This is a genomic window from Streptomyces sp. NPDC090088, assembly GCF_044747345.1.
GTDB lineage: Bacteria > Actinomycetota > Actinomycetes > Streptomycetales > Streptomycetaceae > Streptomyces.
In genome coordinates this window covers 515,351-541,077 of the sequence record NZ_JBIVDZ010000008.1, presented here as the reverse complement: position 1 = coordinate 541,077, position 25,727 = coordinate 515,351, and the positions used below count along the sequence as shown (strand labels likewise).

Sequence of the window (25,727 nt, the reverse complement as noted above, 5' to 3'; positions counted from 1 at the left end):
GTCGGTCGTCTGCCTGACGACTCGCCCGCTCACTCGGGCGGTTCGCCCACGACCCACCACTCGTCGGTGTCCGCCTCGTCCAGGTCACGGATGAGGCCGTCCATCATGCGCCCCACCTGTGCCTCCACGGAGTTCTGTTCAAGGCTCGCGCGGGCGGCGCGGGTCGCTTCCCAGTACTCTCTGAAAATCGGGTTCTGTACCGTGCCGCGAAGGTGCCCGAAGAGTTCCGCCCGGTTGACGTTGCCGATGCGGTAGGCCAGCAGGGCATTGGTGTACAGGGCGTTGGCGAACAGGTACTGCCGGTGCTTTTCCGGTGCGATGGTGCCGCCGTACGCGTCGAGCACCCTGGCCAGCGCCGGATCCTCCATGGCCTTGCTCAGCAGTTCCCAGTGGAGGCGCTGCTGGTTCGCCAGGTTCACGTGCTGCTGAGCGTCGCGCAGTTGGCGGTCGCGCCGCTTCTGCTGCCGTTGCTGGGCGATGACCGTTGCGGCTGCGGCGGCGACGGCGGCAAGTCCCACCGCCATGGCGGAACCGCACCCCCGTGTCCCAGATTTCCGTGTGGCCATGTCAACCCCCGATTCAGGCGGCCGTCCGCCGGTCGTCGGGACGCGGGTCGACTGGTGGGGACCGGCGAGCGGTGGGCGGCGCTTGCCGTCTCCCAGGGTGCCGAGCCGATGTGGTCGGCGGGGAGGCGGAGAAGAGGCGCACAGAAGGAAGCGAGGGTCGCACGAACCGGCGCCTTGTCCAACGTCTGCCCCGTGCGTGCGGCTAACAACCGTTCACTTCGTGAGGGTTCGCGCCGCTCGTATTCTTGGGTGGCATTCGATCCCCAGAGGTGCGCCGGCCCGCGAGCCGGTGTGCGCGTCCGCGTCAGAAAGGCCCCCCGTTGGAGCACCACCGCGGCCCCCGGCAGATCCCGGTCGTCGTCCTCGCCGGATTCCTGGGCTCCGGAAAGACCACGCTCCTCAACCACCTGCTGCACCGCGGTGGGGGCAGCCGGATCGGGGCGATCGTCAATGACTTCGGGGCCATCGAGATCGACGCGATGGCCGTGGCCGGCGCCCTCGGCGACTCGACCGTCTCGCTCGGCAACGGGTGCCTGTGCTGCGCCGTCGATGCCAGTGAGCTGGACGTGTACCTGGAGCGGCTCGCGAACCCGGCCGCCGGCCTCGACGTCGTCGTCATCGAGGCCAGCGGTCTCGCCGAACCCGAGGAACTCGTCCGGATGCTGCTCGCCAGCGAGCATCCCGGCATCGTCTACGGCGGCCTCGTCGAGGTCGTCGACGCCGCCGAGTTCGACGCCACGCGCGCGAAGCACCCCGAGACCGACCGGCACCTCGCCCTCGCCGACCTCGTCGTCGTGAACAAGCTCGACCGGGCCGGTGACCGCGGCGGTGTGCTCGGGCTCGTGCGGTCGCTCGCCGACCCCGGGGCCGCCGTCGTACCGGCCACCTACGGCCGTATCGATCCCGAGTACCTGTTCGACTGCCGCCCCGGCGAGGAACGCATCGGCCAGCTGTCCTTCGACGACCTGCACGATCATGACGCCGACGGTGGGCACGAGGGGCATCTGCACACCGCGTACGACAGCCTGTCCTTCGCCTGCGAACTGCCCCTGGACCCCCGTCGGCTGATGACCTTCCTCGACAGCCGGCCCGAGGGGCTCTACCGGATCAAGGGGTACGTCGACTTCGGGCCGTACGACACCGGGAACCGGTACGCCGTGCACGCCGTCGGGCGGTTTCTGCGCTTCTACCCGGAGGCCTGGGGACGGGGCGAGGAGCGGCTCACGCAGCTCGTGCTCATCGGCTCCGGCATCGACGCGCCCGCCCTGCGCAAGGAGTTGGAGGCCTGCACGAACGACGCCCCACACGCCGACGAGCACGGCATGTGGGGCGTCCTGCGGTACGTGCAGGGCGACGGCTACGACGAGGCCGAGACGGAGATGGAGACCGAGGCCTAGACCGGGCCCGCCACCACCGACACCGTCTTCTGGAGCGACACGCCGGAGCCGTCGCGGCGCGGGTCGATCTCCGGGAGTTCGGCCGGGGTGCCGTTCTTCTGGGCCGCCTTCGCCGGGACCGGGCCCGCCCAGGCGAAGGACAGGCAGTCCTCGCCCTTGAGGAAGCGCTGGCAGCGGACACCGCCGGTGGCGCGGCCCTTGCGCGGGTACTGGTCGAACGGGGTCAGCTTGGCCGTCGTCTGGACCGAGTCGTCGAGCGTGCCGCGCGAGCCGGCCACCGTGAAGACCACCGCGTCGGCCGCCGGGTCCACGGCCGTGAAGGAGATGACCTTCGCGCCGTCCGTGAGCTTGACGCCGGCCATACCGCCCGCCGGCCGGCCCTGCGGACGCACCTGGGAGGCCTGGTAGCGCAGCAGTTGCGCGTCGTCGGTGATGAAGACGAGGTCCTCCTCGCCGGTGCGCAGTTCCACCGCGCCGACGATCCGGTCGCCCTCCTTGAGCGTGATGACCTCCAGCTCGTCCTTGTTGGACGGGTAGTCGGGGACCACACGCTTGACGACACCCTGCTCGGTGCCGAGGGCGAGACCGGGCGAGGACTCGTCCAGGGTGGTGAGGCAGACCACCGACTCGCCGTCCTCCAGGGAGAGGAACTCGGAGAGGGGTGCGCCGCCCGCCAGGTTCGGCGCGGTCGCCGTGTCCGGGAGCTGGGGGAGGTCGACCACGTTGATGCGCAGCAGCCGGCCCGTCGAGGTCACCGCGCCCACCTCGCCGCGCGCGGTCGCGGGGACCGCCGAGACGATCACGTCGTGCTTGGCGCGCCGGGCGTCGGCGTCCTCCGGGAACGGCTCGCCGTTCGTCGTGCGCGCCAGCAGGCCCGTAGAGGACAGCAGCACCCGGCACGGGTCGTCGGCCACCTGGAGCGGCACCACGGCCGCCGCGGCGCCCGAGGCCTCCAGCAGGACCGTACGCCGCTCGGTGCCGAACTTCTTGGCGACCGCGGCCAGTTCGGCCGAGACCAGCTTGCGCAGCTCCGCGTCCGACTCCAGGATCCGGGTCAGCTCGGCGATCTCCGCGGTGAGCTTCTCCTTCTCCGACTCCAGCTCGATGCGGTCGTACTTGGTGAGGCGGCGGAGGGGGGTGTCGAGGATGTACTGGGTCTGGATGTCCGACAGCGAGAAGCGCTCCATCAGACGCTGCTTGGCGTCCGCGCTGTTCTCGCTGGAGCGGATCAGACGGATGACCTCGTCGATGTCGACCAGGGCGGTGAGCAGGCCCTCGACCAGGTGGAGGCGGTCGCGGCGCTTGGTGCGGCGGAACTCGCTGCGCCGGCGGACCACCTCGAAGCGATGGTCGAGGTAGACCTCCAGGAGCTCCTTGAGGCCCAGGGTGAGCGGCTGGCCGTCCACCAGGGCCACGTTGTTGATGCCGAAGGACTCCTCCATCGGCGTGAGCTTGTAGAGCTGCTCCAGGACCGCCTCCGGCACGAAGCCGTTCTTGATCTCGATGACCAGGCGCAGTCCGTGCTCGCGGTCGGTGAGGTCCTTGACGTCGGCGATGCCCTGCAGCTTCTTGGCGTTGACCAGGTCCTTGATCTTGCCGATGACCTTCTCGGGGCCGACCGTGAAGGGCAGTTCGGTGATGACCAGGCCCTTGCGGCGGGCCGTGACCGTCTCCACCGCCACGGTGGCCCGGATCTTGAAGGTGCCGCGGCCCGTCTCGTACGCGTCCCGGACGCCCTCCAGGCCGACGATCCGGCCGCCGGTGGGCAGGTCGGGGCCCGGCACGTGCTTCATCAGCGTGTCCAGGTCCGCGTTCGGATAGCGGATCAGATGGCGGGCGGCGGCGATCACCTCGCCGAGGTTGTGCGGCGGCATGTTGGTCGCCATGCCGACCGCGATGCCCGACGAGCCGTTCACCAGCAGGTTCGGGAAGGCGGCGGGCAGCGCCACCGGCTCCTGCTCCTGGCCGTCGTAGTTGGGCGAGAAGTCGACCGTGTCCTCGTCGATCGACTCGGTCATCAGGCTGGTCGCCTCGGCCATCCGGCACTCGGTGTACCGCATGGCGGCCGGCGGGTCGTCGTTGCCCAGGGAGCCGAAGTTGCCGTGGCCGTCGACCAGCGGGACACGCATCGAGAACGGCTGCGCCATGCGCACCAGCGCGTCGTAGATCGACGCGTCGCCGTGCGGGTGCAACTTGCCCATCACTTCGCCGACCACGCGCGCGCACTTCACGTAGGCGCGGTCGGGGCGCACGCCCATCTCGTTCATCTGGTAGACGATCCGGCGGTGCACCGGCTTGAGGCCGTCGCGGGCGTCCGGCAGGGCGCGCGAGTAGATGACCGAGTACGCGTACTCGAGGTAGGAGCCGCGCATCTCGTCCACGACGTCGATGTCGAGGATTCTCTCCTCGAACGAGTCGTCGGGCGGCGGGGTCTTCGTGCTGCGGCGGGCCATCGCTGCCGGCTCCTTGCTCATGCGTGAACGGATCTGACGCGGACCATTGTGGACCGCGGTACTGACAACGCGGGCCAGGACCCGGTCTCCGCGGCCCGCCCCGGTGCCTCGGCGGCGTTCGGGAGCGGGTGGGACGCAGGCTACGCGATCCGCTCTGGGCGTACGTCGTGCGGGAACTTCGCCGGGTCCCCGCACGCTTGCATACAGTGGCAGGACCGGCAGAAAAACCGCGGTTCTACACCGCTTCCGCGAGCGAAGGGACGTACATGCCCATGGGTCACACGACCACGGCCGAGGCAGGCTCCGGAGGCCTGACAGCGACCGAACACCGCTTGGCCAACGGTCTGCGCGTGGTGCTCTCCGAGGACCACCTGACCCCGGTCGCCGCGGTCTGCCTCTGGTACGACGTCGGTTCCCGGCACGAAGTCAAGGGCCGTACCGGCCTGGCTCACCTTTTCGAGCACCTGATGTTCCAGGGCTCAGCCCAGGTGAAGGGCAACGGCCACTTCGAGCTCGTCCAGGGCGCCGGCGGTTCGCTCAACGGCACCACGAGCTTCGAGCGCACCAACTACTTCGAGACCATGCCCGCCCACCAGCTGGAGCTCGCCCTCTGGCTGGAGGCCGACCGGATGGGCTCCCTGCTCGCCGCCCTGGACGACGAGTCGATGGAGAACCAGCGCGACGTCGTCAAGAACGAGCGCCGCCAGCGGTACGACAACGTGCCCTACGGCACGGCCTTCGAGAAGCTGACCGCCCTCGCCTACCCGGAGGGCCACCCCTACCACCACACGCCGATCGGCTCGATGGCCGACCTGGACGCGGCCACCCTGGAGGACGCCCGCGCGTTCTTCCGCACCTACTACGCGCCCAACAACGCCGTTCTGTCGGTCGTCGGCGACATCGACCCGCAGCAGACGCTCGCCTGGGTCGAGAGGTACTTCGGCTCCATCCCGGCGCACGACGGCAAGCCCACCCCGCGCGACGGCTCGCTGCCCGAGACCATGGGCGAGGAGCTGCGCGAGGTCGTCGTGGAGGAGGTCCCCTCGCGGGCGCTGATGGCCGCCTACCGGCTCCCGGAGGACGGCACGCGCGCGTCCGACGCGGCCGACCTGGCTCTCACCGTCCTCGGCGGCGGCGAGTCCTCCCGCCTGTACAACCGCCTGGTCCGGCGCGACCGTACGGCCGTCGCGGCCGGGTTCGGCCTGCTGCGGCTCGCCGGGGCGCCCTCCCTGGGCTGGCTGGACGTGAAGACCTCCGGTGACGTCGAGGTGCCGGTCATCGAGACCGCCATCGACGAGGAGCTCGCCCGGTTCGCCGCGGAGGGCCCCACGCCCGAGGAGATGGAGCGCGCCCAGGCCCAGTTGGAGCGTGAGTGGCTGGACCGGCTGGGCACCGTCGCGGGCCGCGCGGACGAACTGTGCCGGTTCGCCGTCCTGTTCGGCGACCCGCAGCTCGCCCTGACCGCCGTCCAGCGCGTCCTGACGGTCACCCCCGAGGAGGTCCAGGAGGTCGCCAAGGCCCGCCTGCGCCCCGACAACCGCGCGGTGCTCGTCTACGAGCCGCTGTCCGAGGAGTCCGCGGAGCACACCGAGGAGGCGGGGCGCGGCGAGGACCCGGAGCAGGAAGCGACCGTAGCGGCCGGCAACGAGAACGAGGAGACGGCCAAGTGACCGAGCTCGCCAGCATGGACTTCCACCCGCAGCCCCAGCCGGGCGAGGCCAGGCCCTGGGCCTTCCCGGCCCCCGAGCGCGGCACCCTGGACAACGCCCTGACCGTGCTGCGTTGCCACCGCCCCGGCCAGCAGGTCGTCGCCGTCGAGGTGCTCCTGGACGCGCCCCTGGACGCCGAACCGGCCAGCCTGGACGGCGTGGCCACGATCATGGCGCGCGCCTTCTCCGAGGGCACCGACAAGCACTCGGCCGAGGAGTACGCCGCCGAGCTGGAGCGGGCCGGCGCCACCCTCGACGCGCACGCCGACCACTCCGGCGTCCGGATCAGCCTGGAGGTCCCGGCCTCCCGCCTCGCCAAGGGCCTCGGGCTGCTCTCCGACGCCCTCAGGGCGCCCGCCTTCGCCGACAGCGAGGTCGAGCGGCTGGTCCGCAACCGCCTCGACGAGATCCCGCACGAGCTGGCCAACCCCAGCCGCCGCGCCGCCAAGGAGCTCTACAAGGAGCTCTTCCCGTCGACCGCGCGGATGTCCCGTCCGCGCCAGGGCACCGAGGACACCGTCGAGAAGATCGACGCGGCCGCCGTCCGCGCGTTCTACGACCGTCATGTGCGGCCCGCCACCGCTACCGCGGTCGTCGTCGGCGACCTCACCGGCATCGACCTGGACGAGCTGCTCGGCGAGACCCTGGGCGCCTGGAGCGGCTCCACCGGGCAGCCCCGCCCCGTGCCGCCGGTCACCGCCGACGACAACGGCCGGGTCGTCATCGTGGATCGCCCCGGCGCCGTCCAGACGCAGCTGCTCATCGGCCGCGTCGGCCCCGACCGGCACGACCGGGTCTGGCCCGCCCAGGTGCTCGGCACCTACTGCCTGGGCGGCACCCTCACCTCGCGCCTGGACCGCGTCCTGCGTGAGGAGAAGGGCTACACCTACGGAGTCCGCTCCTTCGGCCAGGTCCTGCGCTCCGCCCCCGACGGCACCGGCGCCTCGATGCTCGCCATCAGCGGCTCCGTGGACACCCCGAACACCGGTCCCGCCCTCCAGGACCTGTGGACGGTGCTGCGCACTCTCGCCGCCGAGGGCCTCACGGACGCCGAGCGCGATGTGGCCGTGCAGAACCTCGTCGGCGTGGCGCCGCTCAAGTACGAGACGGCGGCGGCCGTCGCGGGCACCCTGGCCGACCAGGTCGAGCAGCACCTGCCCGACGACTTCCAGGCCACGCTCTACCGGCAACTGGCCGCCACCGGCACCGTGGAGGCCACCGCGGCCGTCGTGAACGCCTTCCCGGTGGACCGTCTGGTGACCGTCCTCGTCGGTGACGCGGCGCAGATCAAGGAGCCCGTCGAGGCCCTCGGGATCGGGACCGTCACGGTCGTCGCCGCCGAGTAGCCGGACGGCGGACACGCGCGCGTGCGAGGGCCCTGGTGACCGTGGTGTCACCAGGGCCCTTAAATGTCCGAATTGGGGCGGAGGTTGCCTGTCTGCCCTGTGGGATGCGCTACAAAAACCGTGATCCGTTTGGGCATTGAAAGCCTGCCCTCATAGGTTCTTCCGGGCTGTCCGTCAGGCAGTGCGCCGCGTCCGCGGCACCGGACAGCCATCGCCGAGTCCCCGTACGGCGCGAGCCAGGGGAGCCGGGGACCCACGTCGTCCCTGGGGTGAATCGGGCGCCCGCGCGAGCCGCGAGGGGGCCCGTAGGAGACCTTCCTGCTCCGAACCCGTCAGCTAACCCGGTAGGCGAGAGGGAAGGAAAGGACCAGCCTCTACATGGCGTTCATGTGCGCCTCCGGGAAGCACCGTCGTCCCGGCCGGGTGAAGCGCACCACCGCGCAGGCCGCCGGTATCGCGGCTCTCACCACCACGGGTGTCCTCGGCACCGTCTCCGCAGCCCCGGCGCTCGCCGCCGAGAACTCCGTCGAGCAGACCGGCCTCACCCCGGTCATCACGGTCAGCGACACGGTCGCCGACCAGATCGACGCCCAGGCCGCCGCGCAGCAGGCCGCCGCCGACCGCAAGGCCGCCGAGGAGGCCGCGCGCAAGAAGGCCGTCGCGGAGGTGAAGAAGGAGCGCGCGGCCAAGGCGCGCGCCGCGCGGGAGGCCGAGCGCAAGCGCCTCAACGCCTTCGTCGCGCCGATCTCCGACTCGTACGTCTCCACCGGCTACAAGACCGGCGGCTCCCTGTGGTCCTCGGGCGCCCACACCGGCATCGACTTCCACGCGGCCAGTGGCACGGTCGTGCACGCCGTCGGCACCGGCACGGTCGTCTCCACCGGCTGGGGCGGGGCCTACGGCAACCAGATCGTCATCAAGATGGCCGACGGCATGTACACCCAGTACGGCCACCTGTCGTCCATAGGCGTCTCGGTGGGCCAGCAGGTCACCCCGGGCCAGCAGATCGGCCTCTCCGGGTCCACGGGCAACACGACCGGCCCGCACCTCCACTTCGAGGCCCGCACGACCCCCGAGTACGGCTCGGACGTCGATCCGGTCGCCTACCTCCGCAAGCACGGCGTGAACGTCTGACGCGGACGGTGTGAGCACCGCGAGATCTTCCGAAGCCCCGGCTCCCGAGCCGGGGCTTTCGCCGTTTTCGCGCCCTTGCTGTCCAAAATATATCCATGGAATCCGGCCCCCCGTCGGAAATTCCCGCTCATTGCAATAGAGTCACGGAACGGGCGCCACTCGGCGGCGTTTCACGGGGATTAAGGCGGAGGTCGGTCATGCGTATTCCGGCGCACTCGGTATGCACGGCGATCCGGGACGACATCGTCGCGGGTGTCTACGAGCGCGGCAGCCGGCTCACCGAGGAACTCCTGGCCCGCCGCTACGGCGTCTCGCGCGTCCCCGTCCGCGAGGCCCTGCGCACGCTGGAGGCCGAGGGCTTCGTGGTCACGCGCCGGCACGCGGGCGCGTGCGTCGCCGAACCGAGCGAGCAGGAGGCCGCCGACCTGCTGGAGATGCGCCTGCTGCTGGAGCCGCTGGGCGCCTCCCGGGCCGCCCAGCGCCGCACCGAGGCCCACCTGAAGGTGTTGCGCGGACTCGTCAGGCTGGGCCAGGAACGGGCCCGCCGGGGCAGCAGCGAGGACCTGCGCTCGCTGGGCGGCTGGTTCCACGAGACGCTCGCCCAGGCCACCGGCAGCCACGCCCTGACCTCGACCCTCACCCAGCTGCGGCACAAGATCGCCTGGATGTACGCCGTCGACGCGCCCGCCAACCCGGTCGAGTCGTGGGCCGAGCACGGCGCCATCGTGGACGCGGTCACCCGCGGCGACGGCGAGCGCGCGCGGGCGATCACCGCGCTGCACACCGAGCGCTCGGCGGCCGCGCACCGGCTGCGCTTTTCCGGCGGCACCGAACGGGCGAACGGTGTGAGGACTTCGCAACACTCCGTAAACATGTCGGGCCTGCGGCATTAACACGCGCGCCGTATACAAAGAGGTGTTATTCGGTGGAGGTGTATTTCCGCTGCCCGAATTCACACGCTCCGGGAATTCCGGTGGCGTGTCGTCGGCGTGCCCGTCGAAATGGCTGAGGGCAGGCTCCCGAATGAACCCGTGCGGACCCGTCGTAAAGTCACGGGCGGCTGTCATGAATTCCCGGCACATGCCGGGGCCGGCGCGGAGACGACGAGGCCGCGCCGCCCCCGCAGGGGTGGCGCGGCCTCGGCCGTGCGGGCGCTACGGCGCTCAGACGGTCTCGGGGAGCTCCTCGAGACCCTCGGCGACCAGCTTGGCCAGGCGGTCGAGGGCGGCGTCCGCGCCCTCGGCCTCGGAGGCGAGCACGATCTCCTCGCCGCCCTGGGCGCCCAGGCCCAGGACGGCCAGCATGGAGGCCGCGTTGACGGGGTTGCCCCCGGCCTTGGCGATCGTCACCGGGACGCCTGCGGCCGTGGCGGCTCGGACGAAGATGGAAGCGGGGCGGGCGTGGAGGCCCTCGGCCCAGCCGACGTTGACGCGGCGCTCAGCCATGTGATGCTGCCCTTCGGTTTTCAGGGTTGTCTAGACCAGTTTCCCATATCGTGAAGCATCCCCGGAGCGGGCATGGGCCCCCTCCGGGTGTGTCGTCGGACCGCGGCCTCGGTCCGACTTCCGTCCTGCACAGACTGCCTCGCGCCGTTGTCGTACGCGAGCCGTACTCTGGGGCCCATGCAGACCCCGGCGGACCCGCAGGACCGGCACGAGTACCCGTCCCACTGGGAAGCGGACGTGGTACTGCGCGACGGCGGCACCGCGCGCATCCGGCCCATCACCGTCGACGACGCCGACCGGCTGGTCAGCTTCTACGAGCAGGTCTCGGACGAGTCGAAGTACTACCGCTTCTTCGCGCCGTACCCCAGGCTCTCCGCCAAGGACGTCCACCGCTTCACGCACCACGACTTTGTGGACAGGGTGGGACTCGCGGCCACCATCGGCGGCGAGTTCATCGCAACCGTACGCTATGACCGCATTGGCACCGACGGAATGCCCGCCTCGGCCCCCGCCGACGAGGCCGAGGTCGCCTTCCTCGTCCAGGACGCCCACCAGGGCCGCGGGGTCGCCTCCGCCCTCCTGGAGCACATCGCCGCCGTCGCGCGCGAGCGCGGCATCCGCCGGTTCGCGGCCGAGGTGCTGCCCGCCAACTCCAAGATGATCAAGGTGTTCACGGACGCCGGCTACACCCAGCAGCGCAGCTTCGAGGACGGTGTCGTCCGCCTGGAGTTCGACCTGGAGCCCACGGACCGCTCCGTCGCCGTCCAGCGGGCGCGCGAGCAGCGCGCGGAGGCCCGTTCGGTACGACGGCTGCTGGCACCCGGCTCCGTGGCGGTGATCGGCGTCGGCCGCGCACCCGGCGGGGTCGGCCGCAGCGTCCTCGGCAACCTCCGGGACGCCGGCTTCACCGGCCGCCTGCACGCCGTGAACCAGGCCTTCCCGGACGACCTCAAGGAGGTCGACGGGGTGCCCGCGCACCGCTCCGTGCGGGACATCGAAGGACCGGTCGACCTCGCCGTGGTCGCCGTCCCCGCCGAGCACGTCCCCGGTGTCGTCACCGACTGCGGCGAACACGGCGTCCAGGGCCTGGTGGTGCTGGCCTCCGGATACGCGGAGAGCGGCCAGGACGGCCGCGCACGCCAGCGCGAACTCGTCCGGCACGCGCGCACGTACGGCATGCGGATCATCGGCCCCAACGCCTTCGGGATCATCAACACCGCGGACGACGTCCGGCTGAACGCCTCCCTCGCGCCCGAGATGCCCCGCCCCGGCCGGATCGGCCTGTTCGCCCAGTCCGGCGCCATCGGCATCGCCCTGCTCTCCCGGCTGCACCGGCGCGGCGGGGGCGTCACCGGGACCACGGGCGTCTCCACCTTCGTCTCCTCCGGCAACCGCGCGGACGTCTCCGGCAACGACGTCATCCAGTACTGGTACGACGACCCCGACACCGACGTCGTCCTCATGTACCTGGAGTCCATCGGCAACCCGCGCAAGTTCACCCGCCTCGCGCGGCGGACCGCGGCGGCGAAGCCGCTGGTCGTGGTGCAGGGGGCCGGATCCGCCCCGCAGGGGCACGCGGTACGGGCGACCCGGCTGCCGCACGCCACGGTGTCCGCGCTGCTGAGGCAGGCCGGGGTGATCCGCGTCGACACGATCACGGAACTGGTCGACGCGGGGCTGCTGCTCGCGCGCCAGCCGCTGCCGGCCGGGCCCCGGGTGGCGATCGTCGGGAACTCGGAGTCGCTGGGGCTGCTCACCTACGACCGGTGCCTGGCCGAGGGGCTCCGCCCCGCGCGGCCGCTCGACCTGACGACCGGGGCGACGGCGGCGGACTTCCACCGGGCGCTCGCCGGAGCGCTGGCGGACGACTCGTGCGACGCGGTCGTGGTGACCGCCATCCCGACGATCGGGGAGGGGACGGTCGGGGACGCGGAGCTGGCGGAGGCGCTGCGCTCGGCGGCCGAGGGCGTTCCGGGCAAGCCGGTCCTCGTGGTGCACGTGGAGCTCGGTGGGCTCGCGGAGGCGTTGTCGGCCGCGGGCCGCACCGCGCCCCGGGCTTCTGCTCCCCCTGAGCGGGGGGACCTCCAGCGTCCCGCGGAACGCGCGCCCACCGGGGAAACCGCAGCCGACAGGACGCCGCCCGCCACCCCCCACCCCTGCTCCCGCCTCATCCCCGCCTACCCCGCCGCCGAGCGCGCCGTACGCGCCCTCGCCGAGGCCGTGAAGTACGCGCAGTGGCGGCGGGAGGCCGCCGAGCCCGGAAAGGTGCCCGAGTACGAGGACATCGACGAGAAGGGGACCGCCGCACTGATCGGGGCGCTGCTGGAGCGCGGCGAGGGGCTCACCCTCGGCGTCGAGGAGACCTGCGCGCTGCTCGGCGGGTACGGCATCGACGTGCACCGCGCCCTGCCCGCCCCCACCCCCGAGGCCGCCGCCGGGGCCGCCCGCGAGCTGGGCTACCCCGTCGCGCTCAAGGCCACCGCCCCGCACCTCCGCCACCGCGCGGACCTCGGCGGGGTGCGGCTGGACCTCGCGGACGAGGAGCAACTGCGCCGGGCGTACGCCGAGTTGACCGAGCTGTTCGGGCCGCCGGAGGAGCTGCGCCCGGTGGTGCAGCGGATGGCGCCCCGGGGCGTCGACACCGTCGTACGGGCCGTGATCGACCCCGCTGCCGGGGCCGTACTGTCGTTCGGGCTCGCGGGGGCCGCGTCCCAGCTGCTGGGGGACATGGCGCACCGGCTGGTTCCGGTCACCGACCGGGACGCGACCTCGCTGGTGCGGTCGATCCGGACCGCCCCCCTGCTGTTCGGCTGGCGCGGCTCGACCCCGGTCGACACGCCCGCCCTGGAGGAGCTGCTGCTCAGGGTGTCCCGGCTGGTCGACGACCACCCCGAGGTGGTCGCGGTCACCCTGGAACCCGTCGTGGTCGCCCGGCACGGCCTCAGCGTCCTCGGCGCCACCGTCCGCCTCGCACCCCCGCCCGCCCGCGACGATCTCGGCCCGCGCACCCTGCCCGCGTACTGAGCGGAGCGAACGCCCGCCCCCGCCGACGGCGTTCGAAGCGGGCCTCCCGACTGGCCCGGGTCCCCTTGCCCACGGATTAAGATGGACGCCATGGCCAAGACCAGTACGACGACCCAGGGGCTGCGCGTCGCGATCGAGCGCAGCGGCTACTACCCGGCCCTCGTGGCCGAGGCGGTGGAGGCCGCCGTGGGCGGCGAGCCGATCCGGTCGTACCTGGTCCACCAGGAGACGACGTTCGACCAGAACGAGGTCCGGCGGCATGTGACCGTGCTCGTCCTCACCGGCAACCGCTTCATCGTCAGCCACACCGACGAGCAGGCCGCCGACAACACCTCCCCGACCCCGTACGCCACCACCTCGACGGAGTCGGTCAAGCTCGGCCGGATCTCGTCGGTCGTGGTCAGCCGGGTCGTGGCCAACCCGGAGCAGTACACGCCGGGCACCCTGCCCCGCGAGATCGTGCTGACCATCGGCTGGGGCGCGGTCTCCCGCATCGACCTGGAGCCGGCCGCCTGCGGTGACCCCAACTGCGAGGCCGACCACGGCTACACGGGCAACTCCACCGCCGACGACCTCAGCCTGCGCGTCAGCGAGGCGGGGGACGGCCCGGAGACGGTGCGCCAGGCGCTCGCCTTCGCCCAGGCCATCTCCGAGGCGACCGCGGACGTCACGCGCTGATGGCGTACGCCGCCTGGGACCACCCGGAACCGCTGGCCCTCGACTCCGCGCCGCTGCCCGAGTACGGCAGCGGCTCCCTCGCCGACCTGCTGCCCACCCTGGCCGCCGGCATGGCCGTCCCCGGAATGACCGCGTCGATCACGGAACTGTCCGCGGCCGACCGCAACTGCGTCTTCCTGATCGACGGACTGGGCTGGGAGCAGATCAAGGCCCACCCCGACGAGGCGCCCCTGCTGACCTCGCTGCTCGGCAGCTCGCGCGGCGGGACGGGACGGCCGATCACCGCCGGTTACCCGGCGACCACCGCGACCTCCCTGGCCTCCGTCGGCACCGGCCTGCCGCCGGGCGCGCACGGCCTGCCCGGCTACACCGTCCGCAACCCGGCCACCCGTGAGCTGATGAACCAGCTCCGCTGGCAGCCCTGGACCGACCCGGCCGCCTGGCAGCCGTACCCCACCGTCTTCCAGCTCGCCCAGGACGCCGGGGTGCACGCCGCCCAGGTGTCCTCCCCGCATTTTCAGCACACCCCGCTCACCAAGGTCGCGCTCAGCGGCGGAACGTTTCACGGTCGGCTGACCGGCGAGGAGCGGATGGACCTCGCGGCGGAGCAGCTGGCCGCCGCCGACCGTTCCCTGGTGTACACGTACTACGCCGAGCTGGACGGCGCCGGGCACCGCTACGGCGTCGACTCCGACACCTGGCGCGGCCAGCTCATGCACGTCGACCGGCTCGTCCAGCGGCTCGCCGAGCAGCTCCCGCCGCGCAGCGCGCTGTACGTCACCGCCGACCACGGCATGGTCGACATCCCGTTCGACGAGCAGCACCGCATCGACTTCGACGAGGACTGGGAGCTGCGGGCCGGGGTCGCCCTGCTGGGCGGCGAGGGCCGGGCCCGGCACGTCTACGCGGTGCCGGGCGCCGAGGACGACGTGCTGACCTGCTGGCGCGAGGTGCTCGGGGAGCAGTTCTGGGTGGCCTCGCGGGACGAGGCGATCGCGGCCGGCTGGTTCGGCCCGCCGGACCGGTTCGACCGGCGGGTCCGCGAACGGATCGGCGACGTGGTCGCGGCCGCGCACGACGACGTTCTGATCATCGCCTCCGAACGGGAGCCCAAGGAGTCGGCCATGGTCGGCAACCACGGTTCGATGACCCCCGCCGAGCAGCTCGTCCCGCTGCTCGAAGTACGCTCCTGACACCCTCGTCCGCTATCGCCCCACCGAAACCGAAAGGTGCTCAACTCCCCATGCCCGAGCTGGTGTTCTTCTCCGGAACGATGGACTGCGGGAAGTCGACCCTGGCTCTGCAGATCGAGCACAACCGGTCGGCCCGCGGCCTGGTCGGCATGATCTTCAGCCGTGACGACCGCGCGGGCCACGGCAAGCTGTCCTCCCGGCTCGGCCTGGTCACGGACGCCGTCGAGGTCGAGGACGGCCAGGACCTGTACGCCTACCTGGTCGACCACCTCTCCCAGGGCGGCCGCGCGGACTACGTCATCGCCGACGAGGCGCAGTTCCTCGCGCCGGAGCAGATCGACCAGCTCGCGCGCGTGGTCGACGATCTGGGCCTGGACGTCTACGCGTTCGGCATCACCACCGACTTCCGCTCCAAGCTGTTCCCCGGCTCCCAGCGGCTGGTGGAGCTGGCCGACCGGGTCGAGGTGCTCCAGGTGGAGGCCCTGTGCTGGTGTGGCGCCCGCGCCACCCACAACGCCCGTACGGTCGACGGCGAGATGGTCGTCGAGGGCGCCCAGGTGGTCGTCGGAGACGTCAACGGCTCGGCCGGGAAGGTCGGTTACGAGGTGCTGTGCCGACGCCACCACCGCAAGCGGATGACGAGCGCGACGGCCCGGGCGGCGGCCCTCTCGCCCGACGTCCTGCCGGTCCCGTAGGGCCACCTGAACCACCCCGCTGTTTCCTGGATTTAACCCAGGAGCCCTTGGCGATCCCGTCTCTACGCGCGTAACTTGAGCCGACTCCCCCCACACGACCGGTCCAAGCGCCGTCGGTCGGCGGCGTGTTGAAGCATCCGACGTCCGAGGAGACCGCCAGCGTGTCCAGACCCGCAGCGAGCAGATCCCGCATGCGCCGCGCCGCCTACCCGCTGATTTCCGTGAGCGCGGCGAGCGCCTTCGCGATCACCGCCCTCCCCGCCGCGTACGCCGCTCCGTCCGCCACCGCGGTGATCGCCGAAGTGTACGGCGGTGGCGGCAACTCCGGCGCGACCCTGACCCGGGACTTCGTCGAGCTCGGCAACGCCGGGTCCGCCGCGTACGACCTGGCCGGCTACAGCGTGCAGTACCTGCCGGGTTCGCCGTCCTCGTCCTCGCAGTGGCAGGTGACCCAGCTGACCGGCTCGATCGCCCCCGGCGGCCGCTTCCTGGTCGCCGAGGCGCAGGGCACCGGCGGCACCACGGCCCTGCCGACCGCGGACGCGACCGGCTCGATCGCGATGAGCGCGACCACCGGCACCATCGCCCTCGTCTCCGGTTCCACCGCGCTGACCTGCAAGACGGCCGCCGACTGCGCGGCCGACGGCCGGATCGTCGACCTGGTCGGCTACGGCACCGCCGTCGTCCGCGAGGGCACCGGCCCGGCCACCGGCGCCTCCAACACCGCCTCCGTGGCGCGGGCCGCCACCCTGGCCGACACCGACGACAACGCGGCGGACCTCGCCTCGGGCACCCCCTCGCCCGTCAACTCGGCGGGGCAGACCCCCGGTTCGGGCGACGGCGACGGCGGAGGCGACGACGACCCGACCCAGCCGGGCACCGTCCGCGTCCACGACATCCAGGGCACCACCCGGCTCTCCCCGCTCGCCGGGCAGACCGTCGCCAAGGTGCCGGGCATCGTCACCGGCGTCCGTACCTCCGGCTCGAAGGGCTTCTGGATCCAGGACCCGACGCCCGACGCCGACCCGCGCACCAGCGAGGGCGTCTTCGTGTACACCGGCTCGGCCGTCCCCACCGTGGCCGTCGGCGACTCGGTGCTGGTCAGCGGCAAGGTCAGCGAGTACTACCCGAGCAGCACCAGCCAGTCGGTCACCGAGATCGGCAGCCCGACCACGACCGTGCTCTCCAGCGGCAACGCGCTGCCCGCGGCCGTCACCCTGGACGCGGCCGCCGTACCGGACGCCTACATCCCGACCGCGGACGGCGCGAGCATCGAGTCGCTGGCGCTCCAGCCGACCGTCTACGCCCAGGACTTCTACGAGTCCCTGGAGGGCATGCGGACCACGTTCTCCGACGCCCGCGTGGTCGGCGCCTCCGACGCGTACGGCGAGCTGTGGGTGACGGTCAAGCCCGACGAGAACCCGACCCCGCGCGGCGGCACCCTCTACTCCTCGTACGACCAGCCCAACACCGGCGGTATCGAGGTGATGTCCCTCGACACCACCACCGCCTTCCCGGCGGCCGACGTCGGCGACGAGCTGTCCGGTACCACCACCGGCCCGCTCGACTACTCCACCTACGGCGGCTACAACGTCCAGGCCACCCAGCTCGGCACCCTGGTCGACAACGGCCTCAAGCGCGAGGTGACCCGCCGCCAGAAGGGCGACGAGCTGGCGGTCGCCACGTACAACGTGGAGAACCTGGACGCGCTGGACGACCAGGAGAAGTTCGACCGGCTCGCCGAGGGCGTCGCGGTCAACCTCAACTCGCCCGACATCGTGGCCCTGGAGGAGATCCAGGACGACAACGGCGCGACGGACGACGGCACCGTCACCGCCGAGGCGACCCTGAAGCGGTTCACGGACGCCATCCGGGCGGCGGGCGGCCCGCGTTACTCCTGGCGCTACATCTCGCCGGAGAACGACCAGGACGGCGGCGAGCCCGGCGGCAACATCCGGCAGGTCTTCCTCTTCAACCCCAAGCGGGTCTCCTTCACGGACCGGCCCGGCGGCGACGCGACCACGGGCACCAGCGTGGTCAAGACCCGCAAGGGCGCGCAGCTGACGTACTCCCCGGGCCGCATCGACCCGACCAGCGACGCCTGGGACAGCAGCCGCAAGCCGCTGGTGGGCGAGTTCGTCTTCCACGGCGAGACCGTCTTCGTCGTCGCCAACCACTTCACGTCCAAGGGCGGCGACCAGCCCCTGCACGGCCGCTACCAGCCGCCGGCCCGCAGCTCGGAGACCCAGCGCGCGGCCCAGGCCGCCGAGGTCAACACGTTCGTCAAGTCCCTGCTCGCGGCCGACAAGAACGCCAAGGCCGTGGTGCTCGGCGACCTGAACGACTACGAGTTCTCCCGGACGGTGACCACCCTCACCGACGGCGGCGTCCTCAAGCCGCTGATCACCACCCTGCCGGCCGACCAGCGCTACACCTATGTGTACGACGGCAACTCGCAGACCCTGGACCACATCCTGACCAGCCCGGCGGTGACCCACCTCGACTACGACGTGGTGCACATCAACGCCGAGTTCGCGGACCAGGCCAGCGACCACGACCCGCAGATCGTGCGGATCGACGTCAACAAGTGCGGCAAGCACTGACCGGTGCGAGTGAGGCGTGGGGCGGCGGCGCGGTCCGTACCGTCCGTCCCATGCCGGACCGGCCGCCGGTGAACCGGACGGGGGCGCGGGCTCAGCGCGGGCTCTGGATCACCGAGAAGACCGCGCCCTCCGGGTCGGCCACCGTGGCCACCCGCCCGTGCGCGCTGTCCCGGGCCGGCTTCAGCACCCGGCCGCCCAGCGCGGTCACCCCGCGCAGCGTGGCGTCCACCTCGGCCACCTCGAAGTACGTCAGCCAGTGCGGCCCCCGGTCCCGGGGCAGCGACAGGCCGACGCCGTGGATACCGGCCACCGGCCGGCCCCCGACGTGCAGGGTGACGTAGTCGAAGCCGGCGGAGACCACCGGCTCCTCCTCGTAACCGAACACCGTCTCGTAGAACTTGGTGACGCTTCCGGTCTCGAAGGTGAGCAGTTCGTTCCAGGCGGGTGTGCCGGGGACGCCGGTGACGGCCGTGCCGAGGTGGGCCGAGGCCTGCCAGATGCCGAACACCGCGCCGGAGGGGTCGGAGCCGATGGCCATCCGCCCGGCCTCGGCCGCGTCCAGCGGGCCGACGCCCAGGGTGCCGCCGCACAGCCGTACCGTCTCGGCCGTCAGGTCCACGTCGTCGGAGGCGAAGTACGGCGTCCAGGCGATCGGCAGGTGCAGGTCCGGCGGCAGCTGCCCGATCCCCGCGACCTCCCGGCCGTCGAGCAGGGCCCGCACATAGGGGCCGAGCTGCTGGGGTCCGGGCTGGAACTCCCAGCCGAACAGCGCTCCGTAGAACTCCTCGGTCGTGGTCAAGCCGTGCACCATCAGACTCACCCAGCAGGGGGTGCCGGGCGCGCGCCGGGCGTGTGTCCCGCCGTTCGCGCCCGCCGATCCCCGTACCTCGGTCATCGTCACTCTCTCCTCGGCCCCTCGCGGTGGCCGTGTCGCTTCCGCTCCCCGGACCGGTCCTGCCGCAGCTTCGGGCACGCCCCGTGCCGGTTCCCGCACCCTCCGTGGCGTCGGGTGTCCACGCCCGTGCGGGCGGTTTCGCCGCGAGGATGCCTGGTCTGCCGCTTCTCGCCCGTTTCCGGTCGATTGCCGTCGGGTGTCCATCAGCTGTACAGCATGTGCCCGATCCCGTACGCCCGGTGATCGAGGCTGTCCGGCCGAGCAGAGTAGTCGTACCTGGACGTCGCGGCCACCCCTGGCGTAAGGATGGGGCCATGGAAGCCATCATCACCGCAACCGAACTCGCCGACGACCTGACCGGGCCGAACCCGCCCGTACTGCTCGACGTCCGCTGGCAGCTGACCCCGCCCGGCACACCGGCCTTCGACGGCCGGGCCGCGTACACGGCCGGGCACCTGCCGGGCGCCGTCTTCGTGGAGCTGGACGGGGAACTGGCCTCGGCGCCCGGCGAGCGCGGCCGGCATCCGCTGCCCGACCTGGCCGTCTTCGGTGCGGCGATGCGCCGCGCGGGCGTCTCGGCGGACCGGCCGGTCGTCGTCTACGACGGCGGGCAGGGCTGGGCGGCGGCCCGCGCCTGGTGGCTGCTGCGCTGGACGGGTCACCCGGATGTGCGGGTGCTCGACGGCGGGTTGCCGTCCTGGGAGGGCGCTCTTTCGACTGACCTGATCGAGCCGGTCCAGGGTGACTTCGAACCGGCGCCGGGCGCCGTGCCGTTGCTCGACGCGGACGGGGCGGCCGGGCTGGCTCGCTCGGGTGTGCTGTTCGACGCCCGCGCGGGGGAGCGGTACCGGGGTGACGTGGAGCCGATCGACCGGGTCGGCGGCCACATTCCGGGTGCCGTGTCGGCCCCGACCACCGAGAACGTCGGCCCGGACGGACGCTTCCTGCCCGCCGCCGAACTCCAGGGCCGCTTCAAGGGCCTGGGCGCCTCGGAGGGGGCCGAGGTGGGCGTCTACTGCGGCTCGGGCGTCTCCGGCGCCCACGAGGTGCTGGCGCTGGCCGTCGCGGGCATCCCGGCGGCGCTGTACGTCGGTTCGTGGTCGGAGTGGTCGTCCGACCCGTCCCGTCCGGTCGCGGTCGGTCCCGACCCGCAGTAGCGCACGACGAGGGCGGGAGGCGCGCTCGCGTGCCTCCCGCCCTCGTACGGTCGTACGACCCGTTCCTACTCCTGCTTCTTGCGCCGCGTGCCGAAGACGATCTCGTCCCAGCTCGGCACGGCGGCCCGGCGGCCGGGGCGGACGCCGTCGGCCTCGGCCTGGCGGTCGGTGGCGCCGACCAGGCGGTCGCGGTGGCTGCCGACCGAACGGGGCATCAGGACGTCCGCGTAGGCGGAGCCGGCCGAGGCCGCCGGGGCGGGGGGCTCCTCCTCCGCCGGTTCCGTGACGGGCTCCTCCGGCTGGGGTTCCGCCGGGCGCTCCGGGACCACCATGTCGCCGCGGAAGCTCGGCACCGCCTCCAGCAGGCTGGTCAGCGAGTCGCGTTCGCCGGTCGTCTCCTCGACCGGTTCGGACGACTGCGCGGGCAGGCTCGGCCGCTCGCGGTCCCGGTCGCCGGTGCGATCCAGCGGCCGGTCGCGCGGCAGCCGCGCGATCCGCGGCACGAACGGAAAGCTGGGCTCCGGTACGGCGAGGTCGTCGGACTCGCCGATCAGCGAGCGCGCCTCGTCGTCGACCGCCTGGACGAGCCGCCGGGGCGGGTCGTAGGTCCAGCTCGCCGAGTGCGGTTCGCTCGCGACCCGGTAGACGAGCAGGACCTCCCAGGTGCCGTCGTCACGGCGCCAGGAGTCCCACTGGACGGTGTCCTTCTCGGCGCCGCGCAGCACCAGTCGCTCCTGCACGGCCTCGCCGAGCAGCGGACCGGAGTTCTCGCCGGGCCGACGGACGGGTGTCTTGCGGGCTCGTTCGGCCATGAAGGCGCGCTCGGCCAGTACCGGACCCTCGAAGCGCCGCACCCGGTCGACGGGGATCCCGGCGAGCTGCGCGACCTCTTCCGCGCTGGCACCCGCCCGTATCCGCGCCTGGATGTCCCGTGGCCGGAGATGGCTCTCGACCTCGATCTCGATCTGCCCGAGCCGGGGCCGGTCGCCGCGCACGGCGGCACGGAGCCGTTCGTCGATCGGAAGGGTGTACTCCGTCGAGTCGGCAGCCTTGAGCACCAGCCGTGTGCCGTCATTGGAGACGGCCACGACACGCAGTTCGGGCATGGGGACCTCCCGGGTGGTGCCTGCCGACGTCACGTGCGTCGCTGCTTCCGCTAGTCGAGTGTGGCCTGCCCGGGTGCAGCCTGCCACAACCTTGCCGAGTTGCCCGGCGTGTCGGGCGCGGGCCCGGGAACGCCGTTATGGCACGGTTACCTATTCGCAACGCTAAGTGACCAACTCCGTCACCCTGTGCAACTAGCCCCCTCCCGGCGGTCCTGCAAGGCTCCGGACGCCCTGGCGGGAGACCGGACCCAGGGCTCGAAACAGTACTCCATTCGGGCCACGTGCGTGGATTGGCGCGCCGCCCAACTTCTGGCAACAACCGCTCTTCGGCCGCTGGTTGCCCGCTTCGGGGGATCTTGAACGTGGCGTACTTCACGCAATCCACCGAAACGGAACTAATGGTTTTCGTCCGTACGTCCCCTCCCGGAACCGGTACGGGGGAGGAGGCGAAGGGAAGTTCGAGGGGGAGCCGGCGGACGCCGGGGGCAAGCGCCCCCGGCGCCGGGCGAGTTCACTGACCCAGGACCCGCCGCAGGTAGTCGTTCTGGAACAGCCGGTCCGGGTCGAGCCGGTCCCGCAGCGCCGTGAACTCGCCGAAGCGCGGATAGACCTCGGCGAAGTACTCCGCGTCCCGGGTGTGCACCTTGCCCCAGTGCGGGCGCCCCTCGTGGGCGGTGAAGATGCGCTCGGCGGCGGTGAAGTACGCCTGGTACGGAGTGCCCCGGAACATGTGCACGGCGACATAGGCGCTGTCCCGGGCGGAGGCGGTGGACAGCGCGATGTCGTCGGCCGGGGCGGTGCGGACCTCGACCGGGAAGTTCACCCTGAGACCTGAACGCTCGACCATCGCCCGCAGTTCCCGCAGCGTGTCCACCAGCGCCTCGCGCGGAACCGCGTACTCCATCTCCACGAAGCGCACCCGGCGCGGGGATGTGAAGACCCTGTACGGGATGTCCGTGTAACTCCGCGCGGACAGCGCCGTGCTGGAGATCCGGGCGATCGTCGGTACGACGGCGGGCGCCGCGCGGCCGAGCAGCTGGGCCGCGTGGAAGACGCCGTTGGAGAGGAACTCGTCCTCGAACCAGCCGGCCAGCTGACTCACCGGCTGCGCCGGCCCCGCGCTGCGGTTGTTGCGCTTGGTGTTGGTGTTGCCGGTGTGCGGGAACCAGTAGAACTCGAAGTGCTCGTTCTCGGTGCGGAGCTGGTCGAACTCGGCGAGCACCCGGTCCAGCGGCATCGGCTCCTCACGCGCGGCGAGCAGGAAGAGCGGCTCCACCGCGAAGGTGATCGCGGTGACGATGCCCAGGGCGCCGAGGCCGACCCGGGCCGCCGCGAACACCTCGGGGTTGTCCTTCTCCGAACAGGTGAGCACCGAGCCGTCGGCGGTGACCAGTTCGAGCGCCTTGATCTGGGCGGCGAGCGAGGCGGACTCACGGCCGGTGCCGTGGGTGCCGGTGCTGGTGGCGCCGGAGACCGTCTGCTCCATGATGTCGCCCATGTTGGTCAGCGACAGACCCTCGCGGGCCAGGGCCATGTTGAGTCTCTTGAGCGGGGTGCCCGACTCGACCGTGACGGTCATGGCCTGCCGGTCAATGTTGCGGATACCGGTCAACAGTTGAGGGCGGATCGACACACCGTCGGTGGCGGCGATCGAGGTGAAGGAGTGACCGCTGCCGACCGCCTTCACCTTCAGACCGTCCTCGGCCGCCTGCCGTACGGCCGCGGCGAGCTCGTCCACGGAGGCGGGCGTGACCTCCCGCGCGGGGCGGACGGTGACATTCCCTCCCCAGTTACGCCACGTGCCGCTCTTCCCGCTCGCTGTGCTGCCCAACGATGCCTCCCCGACCCGTGACCGGCCTGCTGAGCCGGCGGTACCCGAGGAAACCGACCGCGACCGCGACGGCCCCGGACACGGCCGGAACCCCGTACCCGGCACGGGCCCCGGCAGCGTCGATCACCCAGCCGGCGACCGAGGAGCCGAGCGCCACCCCGACCGCGAGGCCGGTACTCACCCAGGTCATGCCCTCGGTGAGTTTCGCGCGAGGTACGTGCTCTTCGATGAGGGACATCGTCGTGATCATCGTCGGCGCGATGGACAGACCCGCAACGAACAGCGCCACGGCCAGAAGCGGCAAGTTTCCGACCAGTAGGAGGGGGATCATACTCACGGCCATCGCGCATATGCCCAGCAGCCACCGGCGTTCCGGCTTCCCCGCGAACCGCAACAGGCCGAAGACCACCCCGGCCAGGCAGGAGCCCGCCGCGTAGAGCGCCAGGACCACGCTGGCGGCACCCTTGTGGCCGCGTTCGTCGGCGAAGGCGACGGTCACCACGTCGACCGCCCCGAAGATCGCTCCGGTGGCCACGAAGGTCGCCACCAGCACCTGGAGGCCGGGGGCGCGCAGCGCCGAACCGCGACCGTGGTGCTCGCGCGGGTGCGGCTTCGGCTCGGTGGCCCGCTGGGCGGTCAGCCAGAAGACCCCGGCGGCGAGGAAGCAGGCGGCCAGCAGCGGGCCCGCCTCCGGGAACCAGGCCGTGGACAGGCCGATGGAGATGATCGGCCCGAAGATGAAGCACACCTCGTCGACGACGGACTCGAACGAGTAGGCGATGTGCAGCTGCGGGGTGCCCCGGTAGAGAGCGGCCCAGCGGGCCCGGATCATCGCGCCCAGGCTCGGCACCGCGCCGATCCCGGCGGAGCACACGAACAGCAGCCAGTCCGGTCCTCCGTAGCGGGCGGCGAACAGCAGTCCGGCCGCCGCCGCGAGCGCGAGCAGGGTCGCGGGGCGCAGGACGCGGCGCTGGCCGTGTCGGTCGACCAGCCGGGACACCTGCGGGCCCAGTGCGGCGGCGGAGAGCGCGATGGTGGCCGAGAGCGCGCCCGCGAGGCCGTACCGCCCGCTGATCTGGGAGATCATCGTGACGACACCGATGCCCATCATCGACAGCGGCATCCGGCCGACGAAGCCCGCGGCGGAGAAGCCCTTGGTGCCGGGTGCGGCGAACAGGGCGCGGTAGGGGCTGGGCACGGGGGTCTCCGACGGCTCGGTACTCGGTAAGGCGTGATTGCGGCTGATACAGCTTACGAGTAAGGGGACCCTCATGCACCCGCCGGGCACTGGGGATAAACCTCCCGAATCCGACTCTTCACGCTCCTGTTTCCGGGCCGTCAGCGCCGGGTGGCAGGATCGGCACATGTCAGACGCGCTCGATGCCACCCCCTACGACGCCCTGCTCCTGCTCTCCTTCGGCGGCCCGGAAGGCCCGGACGACGTGGTCCCGTTCCTGGAGAACGTGACGCGCGGGCGCGGTATCCCGAAGGAACGTCTCAAGGAGGTCGGGCAGCACTACTTCCTGTTCGGCGGGGTCAGCCCGATCAACGACCAGAACCGCGCCCTGCTGGACGCCCTGCGCAAGGACTTCGCCGAGCACGGCCTGGACCTGCCCGTCTACTGGGGCAACCGCAACTGGGCGCCGTATCTGACGGACACCCTGCGCGAGATGGTCGCCGACGGCCGCCGCCGCGTCCTGGTGCTCGCCACCAGTGCCTACGCCTCCTACTCGGGCTGCCGCCAGTACCGCGAGAACCTCGCGGACTCGCTGGCCGCGCTGGCGGCCGAGGGCCTCGACCTGCCGAAGGTCGACAAGCTGCGGCACTACTTCAACCACCCCGGGTTCCTGGAGCCGATGATCGACGGGGTGCTGGCGTCCCTCGCCGACCTCCCCGAGGACGTCCGCGCGGGCGCCCACATCGCCTTCACCACCCACTCCATCCCGACCGCGTCCGCCGACACCTCCGGCCCGGTCGAGACGCACGGCGAGGGCGGCGCGTACGTCGAGGAGCACCTGGACGTGGCCGAGCTGATCGCCGAGGCGGTCCGCGAGCGCACCGGCGTCGACCACCCCTGGCGGCTCGTCTACCAGTCCCGCTCCGGCGCCCCCCACATCCCGTGGCTGGAGCCCGACATCTGCGACCACCTGGAGACCCTGCACGGCGCCGGGGTCCCGGCCGTCGTCATGGCCCCCATCGGCTTCGTCTCCGACCACATGGAGGTCCTCTACGACCTCGACACGGAGGCCACGGCCAAGGCCGGGGAGCTGGGGCTGCCGGTACGGCGGTCCGCGACCGTCGGGGACGACCCCAGGTTCGCCGCCGCCGTCCGTGACCTGGTCCTGGAGCGGGCCGCCGCGGAGAGCGGGCGGGCGGTCACGCCGTGCGCCCTGGGCGCGCTCGGCGCGAGCCACGACCTCTGCCCGGTCGGCTGCTGCCCGGCCCGTGCCCCCCGCCCGGCCGCGGCCGGCGTCGACAGCCCCTACGCGTGAGGA

General features: G+C 72.0%; 19 protein-coding genes and 1 riboswitch. Of the genes, 12 read left to right on the top strand and 7 right to left on the bottom strand.

The window, feature by feature from the left end:
- Positions 1-29: 29 nt before the first annotated feature.
- Positions 30-524, bottom strand: a complete 495-nt coding sequence (locus ACIPSJ_RS36315) for a DUF6082 family protein (RefSeq protein WP_401352314.1) — start codon at positions 522-524, stop codon at positions 30-32.
- 362 nt (positions 525-886) lie between these two features.
- Between ACIPSJ_RS36315 and ACIPSJ_RS36310 the strand changes: the two genes are divergently transcribed.
- Positions 887-1,963: a CobW family GTP-binding protein gene (locus tag ACIPSJ_RS36310; protein WP_401352306.1), complete on the top strand. Its 1,077-nt coding sequence runs from the start codon at positions 887-889 to the stop codon at positions 1,961-1,963.
- Here ACIPSJ_RS36310 and ACIPSJ_RS36305 read toward each other — a convergent pair.
- A complete protein-coding gene (locus ACIPSJ_RS36305) occupies positions 1,960-4,416 on the bottom strand; it encodes a DNA topoisomerase IV subunit A (protein ID WP_359211098.1) in 2,457 nt (818 codons plus the stop codon). The genes ACIPSJ_RS36310 and ACIPSJ_RS36305 overlap by 4 nt on opposite strands.
- A gap of 266 nt (positions 4,417-4,682) precedes the next feature.
- Here ACIPSJ_RS36305 and ACIPSJ_RS36300 point away from each other — a divergent pair, with 266 nt between their 5' ends.
- The 4 genes from ACIPSJ_RS36300 to ACIPSJ_RS36285 all read left to right on the top strand — a co-directional run bounded on the left by ACIPSJ_RS36300 (position 4,683) and on the right by ACIPSJ_RS36285 (position 9,498).
- Positions 4,683-6,086, top strand: coding sequence for a pitrilysin family protein (locus ACIPSJ_RS36300; protein ID WP_359210817.1), 1,404 nt, complete (start codon positions 4,683-4,685; stop codon positions 6,084-6,086).
- Entirely contained in the window at positions 6,083-7,471 is a 1,389-nt protein-coding gene (locus ACIPSJ_RS36295) for a M16 family metallopeptidase (RefSeq protein WP_401352301.1), read from the top strand. Before ACIPSJ_RS36300 ends, ACIPSJ_RS36295 begins: the two co-directional genes overlap by 4 nt.
- A gap of 202 nt (positions 7,472-7,673) precedes the next feature.
- Positions 7,674-7,837: riboswitch (cyclic di-AMP (ydaO/yuaA leader) on the top strand.
- A gap of 12 nt (positions 7,838-7,849) precedes the next feature.
- The gene (locus tag ACIPSJ_RS36290; protein ID WP_359210823.1) at positions 7,850-8,605 is read left to right on the top strand and encodes a M23 family metallopeptidase; all 756 of its coding nucleotides are present in this window, start codon (positions 7,850-7,852) and stop codon (positions 8,603-8,605) included.
- A gap of 197 nt (positions 8,606-8,802) precedes the next feature.
- Positions 8,803-9,498 (top strand): GntR family transcriptional regulator, encoded by a 696-nt coding sequence (locus tag ACIPSJ_RS36285; RefSeq protein ID WP_401352298.1) that lies wholly within the window; start codon positions 8,803-8,805, stop codon positions 9,496-9,498.
- Between the two features lie 270 nt (positions 9,499-9,768).
- Here the strand turns inward: ACIPSJ_RS36285 and ACIPSJ_RS36280 are convergent, their stop codons facing one another.
- On the bottom strand, positions 9,769-10,050 hold the full coding sequence (locus ACIPSJ_RS36280) for an HPr family phosphocarrier protein (protein ID WP_073492738.1): 282 nt from the start codon (positions 10,048-10,050) through the stop codon (positions 9,769-9,771).
- A gap of 177 nt (positions 10,051-10,227) precedes the next feature.
- Between ACIPSJ_RS36280 and ACIPSJ_RS36275 the strand changes: the two genes are divergently transcribed.
- The 5 genes from ACIPSJ_RS36275 to ACIPSJ_RS36255 all read left to right on the top strand — a co-directional run bounded on the left by ACIPSJ_RS36275 (position 10,228) and on the right by ACIPSJ_RS36255 (position 18,243).
- On the top strand, positions 10,228-13,074 hold the full coding sequence (locus ACIPSJ_RS36275) for a GNAT family N-acetyltransferase (protein ID WP_401352295.1): 2,847 nt from the start codon (positions 10,228-10,230) through the stop codon (positions 13,072-13,074).
- An 81-nt stretch (positions 13,075-13,155) separates the two neighbouring features.
- Positions 13,156-13,752, top strand: coding sequence for a DUF5998 family protein (locus tag ACIPSJ_RS36270; RefSeq protein WP_355709939.1), 597 nt, complete (start codon positions 13,156-13,158; stop codon positions 13,750-13,752).
- Positions 13,752-14,945: an alkaline phosphatase family protein gene (locus ACIPSJ_RS36265; RefSeq protein ID WP_401352291.1), complete on the top strand. Its 1,194-nt coding sequence runs from the start codon at positions 13,752-13,754 to the stop codon at positions 14,943-14,945. The genes ACIPSJ_RS36270 and ACIPSJ_RS36265 overlap by 1 nt, the downstream gene beginning before the upstream one ends.
- Before the next feature lie 50 nt (positions 14,946-14,995).
- Entirely contained in the window at positions 14,996-15,640 is a 645-nt protein-coding gene (locus ACIPSJ_RS36260) for a thymidine kinase (protein WP_355709943.1), read from the top strand.
- Between the two features lie 191 nt (positions 15,641-15,831).
- The gene (locus ACIPSJ_RS36255; protein ID WP_401352532.1) at positions 15,832-18,243 is read left to right on the top strand and encodes an endonuclease/exonuclease/phosphatase family protein; all 2,412 of its coding nucleotides are present in this window, start codon (positions 15,832-15,834) and stop codon (positions 18,241-18,243) included.
- A gap of 91 nt (positions 18,244-18,334) precedes the next feature.
- Here the strand turns inward: ACIPSJ_RS36255 and ACIPSJ_RS36250 are convergent, their stop codons facing one another.
- Positions 18,335-19,138, bottom strand: a complete 804-nt coding sequence (locus tag ACIPSJ_RS36250) for a VOC family protein (RefSeq protein WP_401352288.1) — start codon at positions 19,136-19,138, stop codon at positions 18,335-18,337.
- Between the two features lie 314 nt (positions 19,139-19,452).
- Between ACIPSJ_RS36250 and ACIPSJ_RS36245 the strand changes: the two genes are divergently transcribed.
- A complete protein-coding gene (locus ACIPSJ_RS36245; RefSeq protein ID WP_401352285.1) occupies positions 19,453-20,295 on the top strand; it encodes a sulfurtransferase in 843 nt (280 codons plus the stop codon).
- Positions 20,296-20,360: 65 nt separating this feature from the next.
- Here the strand turns inward: ACIPSJ_RS36245 and sepH are convergent, their stop codons facing one another.
- From sepH to ACIPSJ_RS36230, 3 genes are all read right to left on the bottom strand, one after another.
- Positions 20,361-21,401: a septation protein SepH gene (gene sepH / locus ACIPSJ_RS36240; RefSeq protein ID WP_355709948.1), complete on the bottom strand. Its 1,041-nt coding sequence runs from the start codon at positions 21,399-21,401 to the stop codon at positions 20,361-20,363.
- Between the two features lie 511 nt (positions 21,402-21,912).
- Positions 21,913-23,232 (bottom strand): D-arabinono-1,4-lactone oxidase, encoded by a 1,320-nt coding sequence (locus ACIPSJ_RS36235; RefSeq protein WP_401352282.1) that lies wholly within the window; start codon positions 23,230-23,232, stop codon positions 21,913-21,915.
- A complete protein-coding gene (locus ACIPSJ_RS36230; RefSeq protein ID WP_359210845.1) occupies positions 23,192-24,430 on the bottom strand; it encodes an MFS transporter in 1,239 nt (412 codons plus the stop codon). The genes ACIPSJ_RS36235 and ACIPSJ_RS36230 overlap by 41 nt, the downstream gene beginning before the upstream one ends.
- Positions 24,431-24,596: 166 nt before the next feature.
- On the opposite strand from ACIPSJ_RS36230, the gene ACIPSJ_RS36225 reads away from it, so the two are divergent.
- Positions 24,597-25,724 (top strand): ferrochelatase, encoded by a 1,128-nt coding sequence (locus ACIPSJ_RS36225; protein WP_401352278.1) that lies wholly within the window; start codon positions 24,597-24,599, stop codon positions 25,722-25,724.
- Positions 25,725-25,727: the final 3 nt, after the last annotated feature.

Coding starts and splice junctions, on each gene's coding strand:
- ACIPSJ_RS36315 (WP_401352314.1), bottom strand. CDS start 524: ATGGCGGTGGGACTTGCCGCCGTCGCCGCCGCAGCCGCAACGGTCATC.
- ACIPSJ_RS36305 (WP_359211098.1), bottom strand. CDS start 4,416: ATGGCCCGCCGCAGCACGAAGACCCCGCCGCCCGACGACTCGTTCGAG.
- ACIPSJ_RS36300 (WP_359210817.1), top strand. CDS start 4,683: ATGCCCATGGGTCACACGACCACGGCCGAGGCAGGCTCCGGAGGCCTG.
- ACIPSJ_RS36290 (WP_359210823.1), top strand. CDS start 7,850: ATGGCGTTCATGTGCGCCTCCGGGAAGCACCGTCGTCCCGGCCGGGTG.
- ACIPSJ_RS36285 (WP_401352298.1), top strand. CDS start 8,803: ATGCGTATTCCGGCGCACTCGGTATGCACGGCGATCCGGGACGACATC.
- ACIPSJ_RS36280 (WP_073492738.1), bottom strand. CDS start 10,050: ATGGCTGAGCGCCGCGTCAACGTCGGCTGGGCCGAGGGCCTCCACGCC.
- ACIPSJ_RS36275 (WP_401352295.1), top strand. CDS start 10,228: ATGCAGACCCCGGCGGACCCGCAGGACCGGCACGAGTACCCGTCCCAC.
- ACIPSJ_RS36270 (WP_355709939.1), top strand. CDS start 13,156: ATGGACGCCATGGCCAAGACCAGTACGACGACCCAGGGGCTGCGCGTC.
- ACIPSJ_RS36265 (WP_401352291.1), top strand. CDS start 13,752: ATGGCGTACGCCGCCTGGGACCACCCGGAACCGCTGGCCCTCGACTCC.
- ACIPSJ_RS36260 (WP_355709943.1), top strand. CDS start 14,996: ATGCCCGAGCTGGTGTTCTTCTCCGGAACGATGGACTGCGGGAAGTCG.
- ACIPSJ_RS36255 (WP_401352532.1), top strand. CDS start 15,832: ATGCGCCGCGCCGCCTACCCGCTGATTTCCGTGAGCGCGGCGAGCGCC.
- ACIPSJ_RS36250 (WP_401352288.1), bottom strand. CDS start 19,138: ATGACCGAGGTACGGGGATCGGCGGGCGCGAACGGCGGGACACACGCC.
- ACIPSJ_RS36245 (WP_401352285.1), top strand. CDS start 19,453: ATGGAAGCCATCATCACCGCAACCGAACTCGCCGACGACCTGACCGGG.
- sepH (WP_355709948.1), bottom strand. CDS start 21,401: ATGCCCGAACTGCGTGTCGTGGCCGTCTCCAATGACGGCACACGGCTG.
- ACIPSJ_RS36225 (WP_401352278.1), top strand. CDS start 24,597: ATGTCAGACGCGCTCGATGCCACCCCCTACGACGCCCTGCTCCTGCTC.